Source organism: Flavobacterium rhamnosiphilum (assembly GCF_004349195.1).
GTDB lineage: Bacteria > Bacteroidota > Bacteroidia > Flavobacteriales > Flavobacteriaceae > Flavobacterium > Flavobacterium rhamnosiphilum.
In genome coordinates this window covers 187,620-205,158 of record NZ_SMLG01000002.1, presented here as the reverse complement: position 1 = coordinate 205,158, position 17,539 = coordinate 187,620, and the positions used below count along the sequence as shown (strand labels likewise).

At 34.0% G+C, this 17,539-nt stretch carries 17 protein-coding genes; 4 read left to right on the top strand and 13 right to left on the bottom strand.

All coding sequences use genetic code 11. The features are described from left to right. Positions 1 to 4: 4 nt before the first annotated feature. The 3 genes from E0I26_RS04465 to lipA form a co-directional block, all read right to left on the bottom strand. Complete coding sequence (locus E0I26_RS04465) at positions 5 to 2,173, bottom strand: tetratricopeptide repeat-containing hybrid sensor histidine kinase/response regulator (RefSeq protein ID WP_131915298.1); 2,169 nt, start codon at positions 2,171 to 2,173, stop codon at positions 5 to 7. Between the two features lie 30 nt (positions 2,174 to 2,203). Next, positions 2,204 to 3,199, bottom strand: coding sequence for a type I glyceraldehyde-3-phosphate dehydrogenase (gene gap, locus E0I26_RS04460; RefSeq protein WP_131915297.1), 996 nt, complete (start codon positions 3,197 to 3,199; stop codon positions 2,204 to 2,206). A 67-nt stretch (positions 3,200 to 3,266) separates the two neighbouring features. After that, on the bottom strand, positions 3,267 to 4,136 hold the full coding sequence (gene lipA, locus E0I26_RS04455) for a lipoyl synthase (protein WP_131915296.1): 870 nt from the start codon (positions 4,134 to 4,136) through the stop codon (positions 3,267 to 3,269). A gap of 342 nt (positions 4,137 to 4,478) precedes the next feature. Between lipA and E0I26_RS04450 the strand changes: the two genes are divergently transcribed. Further along, entirely contained in the window at positions 4,479 to 5,333 is an 855-nt protein-coding gene (locus E0I26_RS04450; protein WP_131915295.1) for a M48 family metalloprotease, read from the top strand. Between the two features lie 63 nt (positions 5,334 to 5,396). Here E0I26_RS04450 and E0I26_RS04445 read toward each other — a convergent pair whose 3' ends face one another. The 10 genes from E0I26_RS04445 to recF form a co-directional block, all read right to left on the bottom strand. Next, positions 5,397 to 6,218 carry an energy transducer TonB gene (locus E0I26_RS04445; RefSeq protein ID WP_131915294.1) on the bottom strand — a complete coding sequence of 274 codons (822 nt, stop codon included), beginning with the start codon at positions 6,216 to 6,218 and terminating at the stop codon, positions 5,397 to 5,399. Positions 6,219 to 6,469: 251 nt separating this feature from the next. Beyond that, positions 6,470 to 7,021 (bottom strand): RNA polymerase sigma factor, encoded by a 552-nt coding sequence (locus E0I26_RS04440; RefSeq protein ID WP_131915293.1) that lies wholly within the window; start codon positions 7,019 to 7,021, stop codon positions 6,470 to 6,472. After that, a complete protein-coding gene (locus E0I26_RS04435) occupies positions 7,012 to 8,118 on the bottom strand; it encodes a glycosyltransferase (protein ID WP_131915292.1) in 1,107 nt (368 codons plus the stop codon). The genes E0I26_RS04440 and E0I26_RS04435 overlap by 10 nt, the downstream gene beginning before the upstream one ends. Before the next feature lie 85 nt (positions 8,119 to 8,203). Continuing rightward, positions 8,204 to 8,818, bottom strand: coding sequence for an FMN-binding negative transcriptional regulator (locus E0I26_RS04430; protein WP_131915291.1), 615 nt, complete (start codon positions 8,816 to 8,818; stop codon positions 8,204 to 8,206). Positions 8,819 to 8,907: 89 nt separating this feature from the next. Beyond that, positions 8,908 to 9,921: a UDP-N-acetylmuramate dehydrogenase gene (murB, locus tag E0I26_RS04425; protein ID WP_131915290.1), complete on the bottom strand. Its 1,014-nt coding sequence runs from the start codon at positions 9,919 to 9,921 to the stop codon at positions 8,908 to 8,910. A 48-nt stretch (positions 9,922 to 9,969) separates the two neighbouring features. Beyond that, positions 9,970 to 11,817, bottom strand: coding sequence for an asparagine synthase (glutamine-hydrolyzing) (gene asnB, locus E0I26_RS04420; protein WP_131915289.1), 1,848 nt, complete (start codon positions 11,815 to 11,817; stop codon positions 9,970 to 9,972). Positions 11,818 to 11,819: 2 nt separating this feature from the next. Further along, positions 11,820 to 12,887, bottom strand: coding sequence for a glycosyltransferase (locus E0I26_RS04415; protein WP_131915288.1), 1,068 nt, complete (start codon positions 12,885 to 12,887; stop codon positions 11,820 to 11,822). 15 nt (positions 12,888 to 12,902) lie between these two features. Next, positions 12,903 to 13,574, bottom strand: coding sequence for a DUF2461 domain-containing protein (locus tag E0I26_RS04410; RefSeq protein WP_131915287.1), 672 nt, complete (start codon positions 13,572 to 13,574; stop codon positions 12,903 to 12,905). Between the two features lie 6 nt (positions 13,575 to 13,580). Next, positions 13,581 to 14,279, bottom strand: coding sequence for a thioredoxin domain-containing protein (locus tag E0I26_RS04405; protein WP_131915286.1), 699 nt, complete (start codon positions 14,277 to 14,279; stop codon positions 13,581 to 13,583). Positions 14,280 to 14,357: 78 nt separating this feature from the next. Next, on the bottom strand, positions 14,358 to 15,437 hold the full coding sequence (gene recF / locus E0I26_RS04400; protein WP_131915285.1) for a DNA replication/repair protein RecF: 1,080 nt from the start codon (positions 15,435 to 15,437) through the stop codon (positions 14,358 to 14,360). Between the two features lie 232 nt (positions 15,438 to 15,669). Here recF and E0I26_RS04395 point away from each other — a divergent pair, with 232 nt between their 5' ends. From E0I26_RS04395 to E0I26_RS04385, 3 genes are all read left to right on the top strand, one after another. Further along, positions 15,670 to 16,443, top strand: a complete 774-nt coding sequence (locus E0I26_RS04395; protein WP_131915284.1) for a tetratricopeptide repeat protein — start codon at positions 15,670 to 15,672, stop codon at positions 16,441 to 16,443. Between the two features lie 106 nt (positions 16,444 to 16,549). Beyond that, the gene (gene ribH, locus E0I26_RS04390) at positions 16,550 to 17,125 is read left to right on the top strand and encodes a 6,7-dimethyl-8-ribityllumazine synthase (protein WP_131915283.1); all 576 of its coding nucleotides are present in this window, start codon (positions 16,550 to 16,552) and stop codon (positions 17,123 to 17,125) included. A gap of 5 nt (positions 17,126 to 17,130) precedes the next feature. Beyond that, positions 17,131 to 17,514, top strand: coding sequence for a hypothetical protein (locus E0I26_RS04385; RefSeq protein WP_131915282.1), 384 nt, complete (start codon positions 17,131 to 17,133; stop codon positions 17,512 to 17,514). The last annotated feature ends 25 nt before the right edge of the window (positions 17,515 to 17,539 follow it).

The following is a 17,539-nucleotide window of genomic DNA, read 5'->3' as shown; positions in this document are numbered from 1 at the left end:
GGATCTAAATATATTCAGCGATTATACTATAAAATTCCTCTGGGACAAATGGTTTGGTGATTACTTCATTCATTCCAAACGATAAAAGCATTTCACGGTTTTCATGTAATGAAATTGCGGTAAGAGCAATGATAGGTGTAGTGCTATCAAATGTTCGTATCGTTTCTGTTGCAATTGTTCCGTTTATGCCGGGTAAGTGAACGTCCATAAGGACTAAGTCAAATTTATTCCTTTTTAATAAATCGATTGCCTCCTCGCCGTTGTCAATTATTTCGCAGATAATTCCTTTATTATCCAGCATTTTTTTGGTAATCATTTGATTGATTTTATTATCCTCAACCAATAGTATTTTTTTGTTTACTAATTTAGAATCGTAGTCTATTTTTGGTTTTTTCTCAATTTGTGATTCCTGCTGTGCGCTTATTTTGAATTTTAGTTCGAATGAAAATGACGAACCTTTGCCCACGACACTTTTAAGTTTTATATGCCCGCCAAGAATTTTAATTAATTTTTTTACAATAGTCAATCCTAAACCGGTTCCGCCATATTTGCGATTCACTTCTATGGAGCCTTGGGAGAAACTATCAAAAATAGTTTTTAATTTGTCTTCAGGAATTCCTATCCCTGTATCTTTTACTTCAAAATATAAAGCAGCTTTTTCATCCGTAATAGCAGCTAGTTTAGTGATTACATTTACAGAGCCATTTTTTGTGAACTTTAGCGCATTGTTAATTAAATTCAACATTATCTGCGACAATTTTGTAGGATCACCAATCAAATAATCAGGAATGCCAGCATCAATTTCAAGTTCAAAGGTGTTGTTATTTACTGAAGCCAATTCTTTTAAAGAGTTCTGTATGTTTTCTAATAATTGTTTAAGGTTAAAAGTAATGTATTCGATTTCAACTTTATTAGAATCAATTCTATTTATTTCCAGAATTTCATTTATAAATTTTGTCAGATAATCTCCAGAAAATTTCAAGGACAGCAAATAGTTCATTTGCGATTTTTTTGGTTTTTCTTCCAATAATAAATGAGCGATACCATTGATGGCATTCAAAGGTGTCCGAAGTTCATGGCTTACGGTTGATAAAAATTCGGATCTTGCATTAGAAGCTTTTTCTGCTTTATTTTTGGCAATTTCTAATTCTTTATTTTTTTCTTTTAATAGTAAATTAGACTGATTTCTAATGATATTATTTTTGTACAAGGATAGACTTAATAAAGATAAAATTGAAATTAAGGCAATTGCAAAAATACTGATCAGTTTCGAAAATTTATTAGCTTTTTCCTGCTCCTTGTTTTCATAATTGATTTGTGCAATTTCTTTTAATTTTTCAGATTCTTTGAATTTGTCATAATCATCAATTCCCAGTCTTTCGTTGTTCAAAATCGCAATGTGCTCTTTTAAATTAAGATGCTGTTTCAAATAGGAATATGCGTTATTTTTGTCTAACGTTTTTTCATAAACATCACTTATGGCAAGTAAAATATTTGATTTCTGTTCTAGATTTTCGGTTTTACTGTTTAATTCTAATGCTTTATTAAGATAGTTTAAAGCCAGATTATTTCTATTTCGGCTGGCTTCAATTTCACCTATTTGATACGTGGCTTCTGCTTTAGTATTTAACAAAGCTGGCCTGTCAGGTTTTGCAATTATAATTTTAAAAACGGATAATGCTAAATCTAATTTATTCTTTGATTTGTAAATCAGTCCTTTTTGGAGGCTAAACAATTCAGCAGAATCAGGAATTCTTAATTTATCATTAATGGATCTGGCTCTCTCGAAATATATTGAAGCTCTATTGTAATTTTCCTTTTGCATATAGCATAAGCCAATATAATAGTACGTTGCAGAACGTTCTGAGTTTAGCTCAAAATTCGAAAATAATGCAGCACTTTTCAATAAAGTTTCTATGGCATCATCGTATTTTTTTAAGTCAAAATAAATTTTTCCAAGGTTGAAAGTCTGTTTTGCCTGGTCTTTAGTGTTTTTGTTTTTTGTGGCATACCGTATTGCTTTTTGACTATACAATAACGCCTCTTTATAATTATTAGTTTGAATATTGGAGTTACTCAAACTGTTGTAATAGGCAGTACTATCTATATTCTCATTAGGTTGAGAATACAGTGTGGAATAAAAAAAGACAATAAAAACAAAAAAATACTTCATTTGCAACTGAATTTTTTCTTGGGGTTATTTTTATTTTTTTGTTAAAAGAATCAAATCGATTATTCTAGAGGAATAACCAATTTCATTGTCATACCATCCTACCACTTTTACCATTTTATCAATAACAGAAGTGAGTTGAGCATCAAATATACATGAATTTTTATTGCCAATCACATCTACAGATACAATCGGGTCTTCGGTATAATCCAAAACACCTTTCAAAGTAGTTTGTGCAGCAATTTTAAAAGCAGCGTTGATCTCATTTATGGTGACCGCACGTTTTACATTGAAAGTAATATCAGTCAAAGAACCATCAGGAACGGGTACTCGTATACCACAACCGCCAATTTTACCTTCAAACTCAGGAAATATTTTTGTCAATGCTTTTGCCGCCCCAGTTGTTGTTGGTACAATAGATTGACTTGCCCCGCGAGCGCGACGTAAATCTTTATGAGGTTGATCGTGTAAACTTTGATCCGTCGTGTAGGAGTGAATGGTGGTGATGTACGCTTGCTCTATACCACAAAGGTCATTGATTACTTTAATCATCGGTGCAGCATTATTCGTCGTGCAACTAGCATTCGAAATAATAGTTTCTGTACCGTCAAGAATAAAATCATTTACACCCAATACTACCGTTTTTATAGTGTCAACTTCTGATGGTGCTGAAAGAATCACTTTTTTGGCACCGGCAATAATATGGGAATTCAGTTCTTCAAAAGTCTTGTACTTGCCGGTTGATTCCACTACGTAATCAATGTCTAGACTTTTCCAATCCAGGTTAGAAATGCTTTTTTCGTGAAAAAACAAAAAAGGCTTTCCATCTACCAGAATTCCTTTTTCATCATCGCTGACCGAAAATGGTAAGACACCATGGATACTGTCGTATTTCACTAAATGCGCCATTGTTTTTTTATCAGCAATGTCATTTATGGCAACAACTTCTATTGAAGGATGGTTCAAAAGTAATCGGAATAAATTCCTGCCGATTCTTCCAAAACCATTTATGGCAATTCTTGTTTTCAAATGGATTCGTTTATTCGTTTATTCGTTTATTTGGTTAACCGATTAAACAAATAAACAAATAAACTATTTATAAAATATGCTTTTGTGCTTTGTAAGAGGAACGAACCAACGGTCCGCTTTCTACATGACGGAAACCTAATTCTAAACCAAACTGCTCGTATTTTGCAAATTGTTCCGGCGTTATAAATTCCTTTACTGGCAAGTGTTTTTTACTCGGTTGCAAGTATTGGCCTATCGTTACTATATCAACATTGGCTTCACGCAAATCTCGCATCGTTTGATACACTTCCTCTTCTTGCTCGCCAAGACCCAACATAATTCCCGACTTTGTTCTGTTAATTCCTTTTTCTTTCAAGTAGCGTAATACTTCCAGACTTCGGTCGTATTTTGCCTGAATTCGTACTTCACGTGTCAATCTGCGAACCGTTTCCACATTATGCGAAACCACTTCAGGATTCGCTTCCACGATTCGGTCAATATTCCTTTCGATACCTTGAAAATCCGGAATCAATGTTTCCAGTGTTGTGTTTGGGTTCATTCTGCGAATGGCTTTTACGGTTTCAATCCAAATAATTGATCCGCCATCTTTCAAATCATCTCTGTCAACGCTAGTAATTACGGCATGTTTGATGTTCATAATTTTGATAGAACGCGCCACTTTTTCAGGCTCATCCCAGTCCACAGTTTCTGGTCTTCCAGTTTTTACACCACAAAAACCACAAGATCGCGTACATACATTTCCTAAAATCATGAATGTTGCCGTTCCTTCGCCCCAGCATTCCCCCATATTTGGGCAGCTTCCCGAAGTACAAATCGTGTTCAAACTATATTTGTCTACTAAGCCGCGAAGCTCCGTATATTTTTGGCCTATTGGGAGTTTTACCTTCAACCATTTCGGTTTTCCTGTAGGTAAAGTATTTTCTAAAACAGTTTCCATATATCAATTTTCAAAGCACAAAGATAATGAAAGTTGATTTAAGAAATAGGAATTAACAAAGACGAATTAAGCCCGTAAATCGCAATGATTTTTAGAAGCAATTTCCAGCTATGCGTTTCAATCTTGTGCTTTGAAATGCTTTTTTTTTAAGACCATAAAGGAGCTTCCGTTGGTCGCTCTTTTTGGTCAAGAAAAAATACCATTTCAAAGCACAAGGATTTTCACTGCTATCTGGGCTAGAAAGCGGTAAAGACAAGGTTAATTATAAAGATTGACTTTTGTTGTATTCCATTAAATCAGTTCTTCAAAAAATAGTATATTTGAAACTCAAAATCAAAAAAAATGAAAAATAAATCAATACTATTAGGGGTATTATTGGTACTGTTTGGTCTTTCAAAAGCCAATGCGCAAATTAATTTTGGAGAAAAAGCATTAGGTGCAGTTCAAAAAGGAGTTACAGGATTCACTTTTAATGATGCTGATGCCGCTGCATTATCTAAAGCCGCTGTCGATAAGATGGATGCGGAACACATCGTTACGGGACCAAAAGATCCTTACACCATCCGTCTTAATAAAGTTTTTGGGAAATACACAAGCGGGGACGGATATACATTAAACTATAAAGTCTATAAACTAAATGAAGTAAACGCATTTGCAACTGCAGATGGAAGTGTTCGTGTGTATTCAGGATTGATGGACATTATGGATGATAATGAATTGTTGGCTGTTATTGGTCATGAAATAGGTCATGTTGCCAATCACGATTCACGAGATGGGATGAAAGCGGCGTATAAAAAAGAAGCATTAATAGATGCAGCTGCTTCGCAATCAAATAAAGTGGCTGCTGTAACGGATAGTCAACTGGCTAAATTGGGAAGTGTGATGATTGATAGCAAACACAGCCGAAAACAAGAATCAGAAGCAGATGAGTTCTCGTATAATTTCATGAAAAAAAACGGATATAATGTTAATGCAGTTTCATCTGCCTTTTCTATTTTGGCAAAAATGAGCGAAGGAACTCAGGCTTCTTTTTTGGAAAGAATGATGAGCTCGCATCCTGATTCTAAAGAAAGAGCGGAATCAGCAAAACAAAGAGCTGAAAAAGATGGATTGTACAAACCGTATGTGCAACAAAAAGCAGTGGTAGCTACTAAAACTACAACGACCAAAAAGACTGCGACTAAAAAGGAGAAATAAATTTTTCTCTCAAAATCACATAAAAAAGCAGAATCATTTGATTCTGCTTTTTTGTTTTTAAAACTAATTCATTTGTACTGTAATGGGAAGGTTATAGGCGGTTCGCACTGCTTTTCCGTCAATCATTCCCGGAGACCATTTTGTTTTCAAGGATTTCAATACGCGAACGGCTTCTTTTCCCAAGCCATAACCAGGATCTCTTTTTACCTGAATGTCAGTCATGCTTCCGTCTCTTTCAATTACAAAAGAAACATACACCCGAATCGAACCGCTACCGTCTATTTCTTGTTTTTCAAAATTATTACCCACATAATTATAGAACTTATTAATTCCACCTGGGAATTCAGGAAGTTTATCCAGAGCAACGCTGTTTACAATAGTATTTCCAAGATCAACGGGCGTTACGGTTTCAGTTCCTGTTCCCGAAGTAGAAGTTGGATTCATGCCTATAGTTCCAGTTCCTTCTGTAGTGGCATTTGTTATGTTAGCATTTTCGGTGTTTTTTGCAATGTCCTGATTTGCTTGTGATGCCTGTACGATAATTGGATTAACCAGTTGGGCACTTTTAATGGGTACATCTGCATTTTGGGTTTTTACTTCAGGAAGGGTCTGTTTTTTCTCAACCTGATTTGGTATTATGTCAGTAAGTTGAACGACAGTATTTGTAAACTCAGGAATACGTATCGAAATACTTTTATCGGGATTAAAATAATTAATGATCACAGGAATACTTAAAGCCGCTGATAAAAATAATACACCCATGAAAAGTGCCATTAATGATGTTTTAGTGCTTTCCTGGCGCAATTGATACGCTCCATATTCTTTGTTTCGGTCTTGGAAAACAAGGTTAATCCAACCGGTCTCGTAAATGCTTAGTTTTGACATAATTTATGGATTTAATGGTTAAGTAGTAATTAAATCATAAGCAGAGGTATTTTTATTTTATAACGAATATAACAGGAATTTTAGTATGTAAAATAGAAATTATTTTAAAATAAATGAAAGAGATGGAAAGCAAGGAGCGTGGAGAGTCTTTTTTAGTTTAGAACCAAACAAATATGAATTGCCGTTGTCCCGAAACGTAGGGATTAACCAACGGATTAAAATGAGAAATAAAGAATAATAAATTGTAAATGTTATCTTTTATTCTGAATAATTTCTGCCAGAAGTTTTTTGGCGCGAAGCAATTTAATCTTCACATTACTCAAAGGTTCGTCAATTTTGTTGGCGATTTCCTGGTAACTCATTTCCTGGAAATAGCGCAACTGAATCACTTCCTGATAATGAGGTTTCAATTCTTTAATGAATTGCAGTAATCGAGAAAGGTTCTGTTCGGTAATCAATTCATCTTCCGCTGATGGAGTAGTGTCGGCAATATTGTAGGCTTGCTGGTCTTGTTCATCGGTAATTTCCACAAAAAGACTCGATTTCTTTTTTCGTAATAAATCGATATGAACGTTTTTTGCAATAGCAATAAGCCAGGTGTTAAACTGGAATTCCGAGTTGTAAGTGGCTATTTTATCGAACGCTTTCGAGAATGTTTCGATGGTAATGTCCTCGGCAGTGGTTTCGTTTTCGGTACGTTTCAGCATAAAACCATACACTTCATTCCAATAATAATCCAATAGAAAAGTAAAGGCAACCTGATCGCCTTGTTTTGCTTTTTCTATTTGTTTGTTTATTTCCAATGTACCGGTTTTGAGAATATATTTGTTATAAAGATATTGATTTGTGTGAAGATAAGTACTATCTCAACGATAGGGAACCAGAATTTAATATCATTTTCTTTAAGTTTTGCTGCTGAAAATCCTACCACAACCCATGCCACAAGATAGCGTAATGCTATTAAACTTAAAACGAATATCCATTGAAATTGAAAAGCTAATAACAGAATGGGCAATAAAATAAACAGTAATTGCGAACAATAGAACGCTCCTAATTGTAATTTATCGAGAGGTTTATAATAATTTGCCGTAGCAATATGCCTTCTTTTTTGTATTAGCCAGTCTTTGTATGTCGTTTTTGGTTTAGAAAGCGTAAAACTTTCCAGTGTGTAGGCAATAGTTGTGTTTTTAGCTTTTGCTGCTTGGTTTATAAATAAATCATCATCGCCAGAACGAACCTGCATGTGCTCGATGAAACCATTTACATTGAAAAATTCTTCCTTTTTATACGCTAAATTTCTTCCTACACCCATATACGGATGTCCAATTTTTGCCCATGAAAAATATTGAATTGCGGTCAGTAAAGTTTCAAAACGAATTATTTTATTCAGGAATGAATTAGGAATTTTTTCATATTTACCATAGCCCAAAACAATAGTTTTTTGCATCGTAAATTGAGAACTCATAGCAGTTATCCAATCTTTTGAAGTTGGGTAACAATCAGCATCAGTGAATAATAAATACTCTTTTTTGGCAGCTTTTATTCCTAAAGTCAACGCGTATTTTTTGTTTCCCCAAAAGGCTTCGTTGTTCTCTACTTTTACCAAGCGAACATTTGGATATTGCTTTTCAAAACCTTCAAAAATAGCCAGAGTGTTATCACTTGAAGCATCGTCAATTAAGACAATTTCAAAATCAGGATAGTTTTGTTCCGCAAGCAGAGGAATAAAATGAGCTGCATTTTCTTCTTCGTTTTTGGCACAAACAATCACCGAAATCGGGATTCTTTTTGGTGTAATTTTCTGTGCTTTGGCGAAAGAAAATTTTCCGAAAACACCTAGATAATACGAAATTTGAACTACAACAATAAAAATAAAAAAGTAAAGAATTAGTATAAGCATCGGAGTTTAATGAGTTTTTAAATCGAGTGCAAAGGTATGAATAGAATTGTGAATTGTAAATACAATGTGTTAATTTCGAAAGAATTTATATTGGGCATTTCTTCATCTCATTTGCAATGGCAATGGACTGATTTGTGTTCACTTTTTCTAACTCGGAAATGATGTTTTGATAATTTTTTTCGTCTCTGTTTTGCGATATTTTTTTCGTGGCTTGGATTTCAGTTATTTCAATTTCAAATGCTACAATACCACGAGTTTGCATCATAGTTTTCTTAGATAAATCTTCTATGCGAACCGGGTTTTCAGAATTTTGTTCGTACTTATCAACTAGCTTTTTTAGGGATTCAATGACGGCTTCTCCTTCGATAATTTTGATTTTTCCGTACACATGAACGGCAATATAGTTCCAAGTTGGAACATTTTCATGATCGTACCAAGAAGGAGAAATATAACTGTGAGGACCTGAAAATACCGCTAAAACTTGGTCATTGTCTATGAAACCATTCCATTGTGGGTTTTCTTTGGAAATGTGCCCGTATAAAATGTCCTTGCCTTCTTTATTGGTGTCCAGTTCCAAAGGAATATGCGTTGCGCACAATATTCCATTGGTTTGATTGATTAGAATACCAAAACTATTCTCTTGCAGAAATTTTTTGATTTCTTCTTTGTTTTCGTTTTTATAAATATCGGGTGTATACATATTTGATAACTTAGGTTTTTGATTTTAGAATTAAACATAAAATTAAAAGATATGAATTAATCGGTTTGCTATCTAATAATCTGTTATTGTTAAATCACATTTACTTCGGCCTCAATATGAATGCCAAATGTTTTAAAAATAGTCTCTTGAATGTCCTTTGAAACATTCAAAATTTCCTGTCCGGTCGCATTACCATAATTTACTAAAACCAACGCTTGGTTTTTATGGATTCCGGCATCACCAAAACGTTTTCCTTTAAACCCAGCCTGTTCAATCAGCCAGCCAGCAGGAACTTTTACTTCGGTTTCAGAAATGTCGAAATATTTCATTTCAGGAAATTGCTGATGAATTTTTTCGAAATCCGATTTCAATAGAATTGGATTTTTAAAAAAACTACCGCTGTTTCCTAACTCTTTTGGATCGGGTAATTTGCTTTGTCGAATGGCAATTACGGCATTACTGACGTCCTTTAAAGTAGGATTTGTGATGTTGTTTTTGGCTAATTCAGCTGAAATGTCTCCGTAAGAAGTGTTGATTTTATGATTCGTTTTTGTCAATTTAAAAACAACCGATGTAATAATGTATTGATTTTTCACTTCGTTTTTGAAAATGCTTTCTCGATATCCAAAATGACATTCTTCCTTTGTGAACGTTTTTATTTTCTGATTTTCTATCGTCATTGCTTCACAGGAAACAAAAGTGTCTTTTATTTCGGTTCCGTAAGCTCCGATGTTTTGGACTGGTGTAGTTCCAACGTTTCCAGGAATAAGTGACATGTTTTCTAAACCACCAAAATTTTGGTCGATGGTCCAAAGCACAAATTCATGCCAGCTTTCACCAGCCTGACTTTCGACCCAGACAAAATCATCGTTTTCTTCAATAATTTTCTTGCCTTTCAAATCGATATGAATGACAAGCGCATCAATGTCTTTTGTCAAAAGCATATTGCTTCCACCACCCAAAATAAATTTTTTCTGAGATTTATTTTCTTGTAAAATAGTTGTCAAATCCTGCACAGAATGAACGGCAACGAACTGTTTTGCTTTGGCTTCAATGCCAAAAGTATTGTATTTTTTTAAAGAGAAATTAGGTACTATTTCCATAAAAGAAAGTGCTTTTTGAATTGTTTTATTCCGCACCAAAAGTAAGGATTAAAATTTAGTTGCATACGTTTTCATCCAGATATGCATCATAAACAATGGCATAATGTAAGGAGTCATTCGGATGTCACCTTTTTGTAAATTCTGAACGAGTTTTTGGATGTTTATGTGTTCAAAATAAGGAATTTGAAATAAATCACTTTTAGAAAAAGATTCTAATTCTTCTTTAAAGGCAGTACTTTTTGTGATGTAATCTCCCCAAGGAGCACTTAATCCTACCTTTCTGAATTTTAGAATTTCGTCTGGTAAACGTTTTTCCATTGCTGATTTCAGAATGTATTTCCCTTTTTTTCCTGTAAAAGGCCATTTGTCTTCCAATGATCCTAATCCAACAATTAATCTAGTGTCCAAAAATGGTTCCCTGCATTCAATGGATGCGCCCATTGTACAGCGATCGTTTCTGTCAAGAAGTGAGCATAAATAGGTATGTTGGTCAAAATAAAGTGCTTGTCGGCGTAAATTATTCGGATACAATGACTTCGCTTCCTTATAAATTTGTTTCCTGTATTCGTTTTTTGGTGGCGCATTAATTCCAAAAGTTTTCGCAATATCATTTGGATAAATATTGGAGCCGTTGAAAATAACCAAATCAGATTTTTTATTGATTTGAGCATAACGTGTTAACTTTTCATATCGCGGTTGTTTTGTAAAAACATCCAGATTTCCAATGGCGGCAATAGAATTCAATAAAGAAGGATATTGTAAGGCTTTATAGCGCACATAACCACCCATTAATTCATCGGCACCTTCACCGGAAAGTAATACTTTTACCGAAAGTTTTGCCATTTGAGAAACTGCCAAAAGGTGCGGTTCGCTTAAATGCATGATCGGTTCGTCCTGAAAATAAGTAGAACTGATTAGCTGATCATGCAGATTTTTACCCTCTAATTGCATCGTGTGAAATTCATAATCAAACTTCTCTGCCATCATTTTAGCCAAATGTGCTTCGTTATGTTCTTTCTCTTTGAAACCTATATTAAAGGTTTGTATGTCTTTGTAATTTTGGTAGTATAACGAAGCTAAAATCGAGGAAGAATCCAGTCCGCCGCTCAAAAGAACGCCCACAGGAACGTCACTCACCATTCTCAGTTTTACAGAATCATCAAAAATTTCCCGAAACCATTCTACCGGATTTTTTATCTCAGGTTGATTTTGAATTTCCTTTTTTAAATTCCACCAGTTGTAGGTAGTGGTTTTTCCGCCTTCATGAATGGTCATGATATGTCCGGGCAATACTTTTTTTACGTTTTGATATAAGGTGTTTTCACCGGCAACAAATCGGTTGAAAATGTATTCTTCCAGTCCGTCTTGTGCCATTTTGAGCGGAACCCCAGCCGTGAAAAGTGCTTTTTGTTCGGAAGCAAAATAAAAAGTTTCATTGTAAAAAGAATAATATAGCGGTTTAACGCCCATTCTATCCCGAACAAGAGTTAGCTTTTTTTCCATTTTATCCCAAATAGCAAATGCAAACATTCCGTTGAGGCGATTGAGCATTTTTAAACCATGCAATTGAAATAATTTCATTAAAACCTCGGTATCCGAAGTGGTTCTGATGTCAAATCCATTGCTTTTTAACTCTGGATAAAATTCTTTGAAATTGTAGATTTCACCATTGTAAACCAGTACATATCTCCCGTCTTCTGACAGGAAAGGTTGGTGTCCGGCTAAGGAAACATCCAGAATTGAAAGTCTTCGGTGTCCAAAACCAATATTGTTTTCTATGAATAATCCTTTATCATCTGGTCCGCGATGCTCGAGCGAATCACGCATCTTAGTAAGAATACGTTCGTCAACTTTTTTTTGTGATTGTAAATGCAAGATTCCATTAATTCCACACATAGTTAATTGGGGCTATTTGTGTTAATTAATTCGTGGTATTTATTAGCAATGATTTTCATATTTATGTTGTAATCTGCATTTTTTTCTAAAAACAGTCTGTTTTTTAAAACGGCTTCGTTTCGATGTTCTGAATTTTCAAATGCCCAGATTAATTCTTCTGCGAGCATTTTATAATCATCAACGGTAATCAATTGTCCGTTTTCGCGGTGTTTAATCCAACTCTGGTTTCCTGCAATGTCGGTTACAATTGGATAGCAATTAGTAGCCATAGCTTCAAATAGTGAGGACGAAACCCCTTCGGTTACGGGCATACTAATGTAAATATTAGATTGCTGTAATAGTTTTGGTAATGCTGTGTTTGGAATCCTTCCGGTAAAGTTGACTTTGTTTTCAATACCTAAATCTTTTGTTAAATCTTTCAGTTTTGAAAGTTGTGTTCCGTCTCCTAAGATAGTAAGTGCGAAATCTATTCCTTTTTGGTTTAAAATGGCAAATGCTTTTAATATGATGTCATGACGGTATTCCGGTAATAAAGACCGAGTAACAATGGCACAAATTTTTTCTGGATTGGCGTTGTTTATATTTACAAATGTAGCCAAATCAATTCCCTTTGGTAAAACCAAAACTTTATTCATATCGACATTGGCTTCCATCATAGAAATAGTCATCACCGGACCCCAGGCATGAATTAAATCTGCTTTTTTGAAAGCGTAATTCTGAATGAGTTTTTTTAAAGGTAATGAAATCGATTTTTCAGGCCATAAATCTGTTCTGCCTTGTTGTGCAATTGCAATAGGTTTTACACCGGATAATGCGGCAAGAAAACCATAACTGGTGGTTCTCTCTGCAATTACCATATCCGGTTGTTGGGCTTTTATTATTTTTTTGATTCTAAAAATGGCCAATTCGAATTCGAAAATCCTTAAAATTCGGTTATGAATATCACTACTGGGTGTTTTTAATTCCCAAGTAATAATTTCAAAATCACCAAATTCCTTTAAGCCGTTCATCCAAGTGATGGCATCGGCTCTGTAGGATTCCCCTAGAAATAGAATTTTCTTTTTTTTCATCAGTGTAAATTATAATCACTCAGAAGTTAAAGCCCGATTTATAAAATCGTTCAATGGTTTAAGCGCAATCAGTTTTTTACTCATTGTAGCGACAAAATCTTTTTTTGTCACTTCTGCAATATCAATTCTTTGAGAAGACTCAAAACTTTTTAGCTTGAGAAATTCAATCGCCGGATGTTCTTTTTCATACCCTCTTGGTGGGTTTTTCAGCATATTTTTTTCATTTCGATCAAAATCTTTAAATTCCTTTTTGAAATTTTTCTCATCAAGAATTGCTTCTAAATCATCATGAAAATAGGCAATTTCTTTGCGCATTTTTTTCAAATCTTCCGCTTCAGGACAATACAATCCTCCGGCAATAAAACTGGCTCCTTTTTCTAAATGAAGGTAATAACCGGAACGATTCAGGCCCTTTGCTCCCGAAGAAAGCCAAACACCTAAATGCGATTTATAAGGAGTTTTGTCCTTAGAAAACCGAATGTCACGATTGATTCTGAAAGTACAATTTTTTACTTCCAACATTTCCAATGAAGGATCGAGCGGTTTCATGGCATCAAGTAAATCAGCAACTAATTGCTGGTAATCTTTCTTGACAGCTTCGTAGCGTTTTTTATTTTCCAAAAACCAATCCCTATTGTTATTGGCTTTTAAATCATCCAGAAATTGTAGTGTGTCTTTTGAAAGCATCTTGAGCTATTGTAATTGTTTTTTTAAATCAGTTTCACTTATATAACCAGAATGTTTCCATTTTACTGCTGCATTATCATACAATAATACCGTAGGAAGTTCACTGATTTTCATTTCAGCCATCAAGGTTTTATTTTTATCGGCATCCAATCGAATGATAACCACTTCATCTCCTAAATCTTTCTGCATTTGCAAAACATAAGGAGTCATTTTTTTGCAGGGTGCACACCATTCAGCGTAAAAATTAATCAGTACTTTTTTATCTGAATTTAATAGTTTGTTGTATTCCGGAACGGATAATCCTATGATTTTATCAGTTGGTTTAGCGTGTCCGTTAGCGTCCCATTTTAACATTCCGCCGTCTAATTGATAGATGGTTTTAAAGCCTAATTCATTTAATTTTTCAGCTGCTTTCTGACTTCTTCCGCCACTTTTGCAATACACAAAAACGGGTTGTGATTTGTCTAGTTTTTCTACGTCAGAAACAAAAGTATTTCCAAGCCAATTTATATTTTTGGCATTATCAATATGATCAGAAGTAAATTCCTCGGGAGTTCGCACATCCAGAATTTGTGGATTTGGAGTTGCTGCGATTTTTTCGGCAAAGGCTTTTGAATCAATTGTTTTGATTTCTTTTGAACTTTGTCCGTTGCAGGATAAGATAAAAAAGGATAGTATTGCAAGGAATATCGAATGAAATTTCATTGTAATCGAATTTAAAATTGAATACGCTAAAATAGGTAATTTTTCAATTTTCGAACGGTATAAATTACTAAATAAAAGTTATAAGTTGAAGATCTTATACGTCTGATGTGTCGATTTTACAATGGCTTCAGTACGTTCCGGATGTGTATCTGAAATAAAAAGCTGCCCAAAAGTATCACTGTTTACCATTTCTATGATTTTGGCTACACGACTTTCGTCTAATTTATCAAAGATGTCGTCAAAAAGTAAAATTGGTTTTACACCGCTTTGCTTTTTTAGGAACTCAAATTGAGCTAGTTTCAAAGCAATCAGAAACGATTTTTGCTGTCCCTGAGATCCAAATTTCTTAATTGGATGTTGGTCAATTTCAAAAGCCAAATCATCTTTGTGAATTCCCACACTTGTATACTGTAAAGCTCGGTCTTTATTGATGTTTTCCTGTAATAAAGTCAATAAGTCTTTTTCGAATAAATGACTTTCATATACCAGTTGAACGGTTTCCTGTGATCCCGTTATAGCTTGATGATGTGTATTGAAAATAGGAATAAACTGGTCGATAAATTCTTTTCTTTTTTCGAAAATATAATCTCCAAAACTAGTTAGTTGCTCATTATATATAGACAGCGTATCGTTGTCAAAAACATGATTCAATGCGAAATATTTCAACAAAGCATTGCGCTGACTCATTACTTTTTGGTATTGAATGAGTTGCTGTAAATAATGAGAATCCAGTTGAGAAATCACACTGTCCATGAATTTTCTCCTGGTTTCGCTGCCTTCCACAATCAAATCCCTGTCGGCAGGAGAAATGATAACCAAAGGAATAAAACCAATATGATCTGAGAATTTGTCATAGGCTTTTCCGTTGCGTTTCAATATTTTTTTTTGCCCTTTTTTTAGACTGCAAAGAATTTGTTCATTTCTTTCGTTTTTTTCAAATTCAGCATCAATCACAAAGAATTCTTCTCCGTGTTTAATATTCTGAACCGCTAAGGGATTGAAATAGCTTTTTCCGTATGATAAATGGTAGATTGCATCAAGCACATTTGTCTTTCCAATGCCATTCTTACCTACAAAACAATTTATTTTGCTGTCAAAATCGAAATTTGCTTCCGAAAAATTCTTATAATTGAATAATGAAATCTTTTTTAAATACATCTGTAAGGCTTGCTGGTATTGAGAACTTTGATGTTTTTAAACGGGTTTTTCAAAGTGGGTGCAAATTATTGAAAAATATCGATAAAAATGGCTTTTCCATTTTTTCTATGCTAATTATTTTGCCTTTGGAAAGAAAGAACCTCCCATAATATTTTTTTTGAATATAAAAGCATATTTTTTATGTCGGTTTGAATAAAAATTTTATTTTTGCGACTCACTAAATTAAAAATAAATGGCTACTTACAGTAAAAGAGGATATAAAGCACCAAAAGAAAAAGAAGTAAATGACGCGGTTGAAGCAGTACAGATTGATGAAAAAGACAGCACAACAGCTGGTGTTTTTTCAACATTAGACGAAACAGCTTCGAAAACTGAGGATTGGGTAGCTAAAAACCAAAAAGTTATTATTGGTTTAGTTGCTGCTGCTGCTATTTTTACAATTGGTTATTTAGGATACCAAAGATTCGTTGCTGCGCCACAACAAGAAGAAGCAGCAAACGAAATGTTTGTAGCACAACAAAATTTCCAAAAAGCAACTGATGGAGTAGCAAGTGACTCTTTATATAAATTGTCTTTGAATGGTTCAGAAGGTAAATTTGGATTCTTAAAAATTGCTGATGAATATTCTGGAACTGATGCAGGAAATTTAGCTAATTATTATGCTGGAATTGCGTATTTGAATACAGGAAAATATACTGAAGCGATTGATTATTTAAGTAAATTTAAATCGGATGATATTGTTCTGGGAGCTTTGGCAAAAGGAGCAATTGGAGATGCTTATTCTCAAAAAAATCAACCGAAAGAAGCTTTAGAAAATTACGTAAAAGCTGCTGAATCAAATAAAAATGATTTCACTACGCCACGTTTCTTGTTGAAAGCTGGAAAAACAGCTTTGGCATTAGGAAACAAAGCAGACGCTTTGAAATATTTTACAGACATTAAAGACAATTTTGAAGGAACTCCAGAGGCTGCTTCAGTTGACGTTTTGATAGGATTAGCACAATAGTAAAAAATGATATAAGATTGGTGATTTAAGATTGTAGAATTTTGATTTCAAAATGCTATCTTTAATATCTGAAATCAAAATTCTAAAATCAAAATTCTAAAATCAAATGGCTACCGAAAATAAAAACTTATCCGAGTACGATAAAAATTCAATCCCAAACGCGAAAGATTTTCGCTTTGGGATTGTTGTTTCAGAATGGAATGATTCTATAACTGAAGGACTTTACAGAGGTGCTATTGAAGCCCTTTTGGAAAACCAAGTTCCAGCCCAGCATATTATTCGCTGGAATGTTCCTGGAAGCTTTGAGCTTATTTATGGCTCTAAGAAAATGCTCCAAACCCAGAATGTTGATGCTGTTATTGCTATTGGATGTGTAATTCAAGGGCAAACCAAGCATTTTGATTTTGTGTGTGAAGGAGTAACGCAAGGAATTAAAGACCTGAATGTTCAAACGGATATTCCTGTTATTTTTTGTGTTTTGACTGATAATACCATGCAACAATCCATTGATAGAAGTGGAGGGATTCACGGTAATAAAGGTACAGAAGCGGCTATTGCGGCTATCAAAATGGCCTATATTCGCCAACAGGCTTCGTTGTCACATCAAATAGATAACCAACATTTATTGTCTGCCGGAGCTATTCAACTAGAAGAAGGAACGCCTTTAGAGTTGAAAGAGTAAACATTATGGATGAGTTTTTTTGTAAAACAAGACTTTTTTGGGCTATTACTAGAATTATTTTTTCGATTCTAACTTTGATAGATATTTTTGCTAAAATTGGAGATAATTATCGTTATACAGCAATAGAATCCATCTATAATTTTCTTTTCTTTATATATGCAGTTTTGTTATTTATTATTGGAATAAACGAAATTAGAGAAAAAGAAACCAATACTTCATTACTTTTTATAACTGGTATTACTTCTATGATATTCTCAGTTTTAATAGTTGCATTGACTATGAATCATTTAAAATCGGGTTACTTTTTATTGTTATTTTTGAATTTTGCATGGATGATTTTAGTTGGTTTGAAGGATATTTTAGGAAATCATTTTTATGTTGAAGAATAGTTTTTTTATAGTTAATGATATTTTA

Bases quoted from the DNA above. Each gene is read 5' to 3' on its own strand.
- E0I26_RS04465 (WP_131915298.1), bottom strand. From the start codon at position 2,173: ATGAAGTATTTTTTTGTTTTTATTGTCTTTTTTTATTCCACACTGTAT.
- lipA (WP_131915296.1), bottom strand. From the start codon at position 4,136: ATGGAAACTGTTTTAGAAAATACTTTACCTACAGGAAAACCGAAATGG.
- E0I26_RS04450 (WP_131915295.1), top strand. From the start codon at position 4,479: ATGAAAAATAAATCAATACTATTAGGGGTATTATTGGTACTGTTTGGT.
- E0I26_RS04445 (WP_131915294.1), bottom strand. From the start codon at position 6,218: ATGTCAAAACTAAGCATTTACGAGACCGGTTGGATTAACCTTGTTTTC.
- E0I26_RS04435 (WP_131915292.1), bottom strand. From the start codon at position 8,118: ATGCTTATACTAATTCTTTACTTTTTTATTTTTATTGTTGTAGTTCAA.
- E0I26_RS04430 (WP_131915291.1), bottom strand. From the start codon at position 8,818: ATGTATACACCCGATATTTATAAAAACGAAAACAAAGAAGAAATCAAA.
- murB (WP_131915290.1), bottom strand. From the start codon at position 9,921: ATGGAAATAGTACCTAATTTCTCTTTAAAAAAATACAATACTTTTGGC.
- asnB (WP_131915289.1), bottom strand. From the start codon at position 11,817: ATGTGTGGAATTAATGGAATCTTGCATTTACAATCACAAAAAAAAGTT.
- E0I26_RS04415 (WP_131915288.1), bottom strand. From the start codon at position 12,887: ATGAAAAAAAAGAAAATTCTATTTCTAGGGGAATCCTACAGAGCCGAT.
- E0I26_RS04410 (WP_131915287.1), bottom strand. From the start codon at position 13,574: ATGCTTTCAAAAGACACACTACAATTTCTGGATGATTTAAAAGCCAAT.
- E0I26_RS04405 (WP_131915286.1), bottom strand. From the start codon at position 14,279: ATGAAATTTCATTCGATATTCCTTGCAATACTATCCTTTTTTATCTTA.
- recF (WP_131915285.1), bottom strand. From the start codon at position 15,437: ATGTATTTAAAAAAGATTTCATTATTCAATTATAAGAATTTTTCGGAA.
- E0I26_RS04395 (WP_131915284.1), top strand. From the start codon at position 15,670: ATGGCTACTTACAGTAAAAGAGGATATAAAGCACCAAAAGAAAAAGAA.
- ribH (WP_131915283.1), top strand. From the start codon at position 16,550: ATGGCTACCGAAAATAAAAACTTATCCGAGTACGATAAAAATTCAATC.
- E0I26_RS04385 (WP_131915282.1), top strand. From the start codon at position 17,131: ATGGATGAGTTTTTTTGTAAAACAAGACTTTTTTGGGCTATTACTAGA.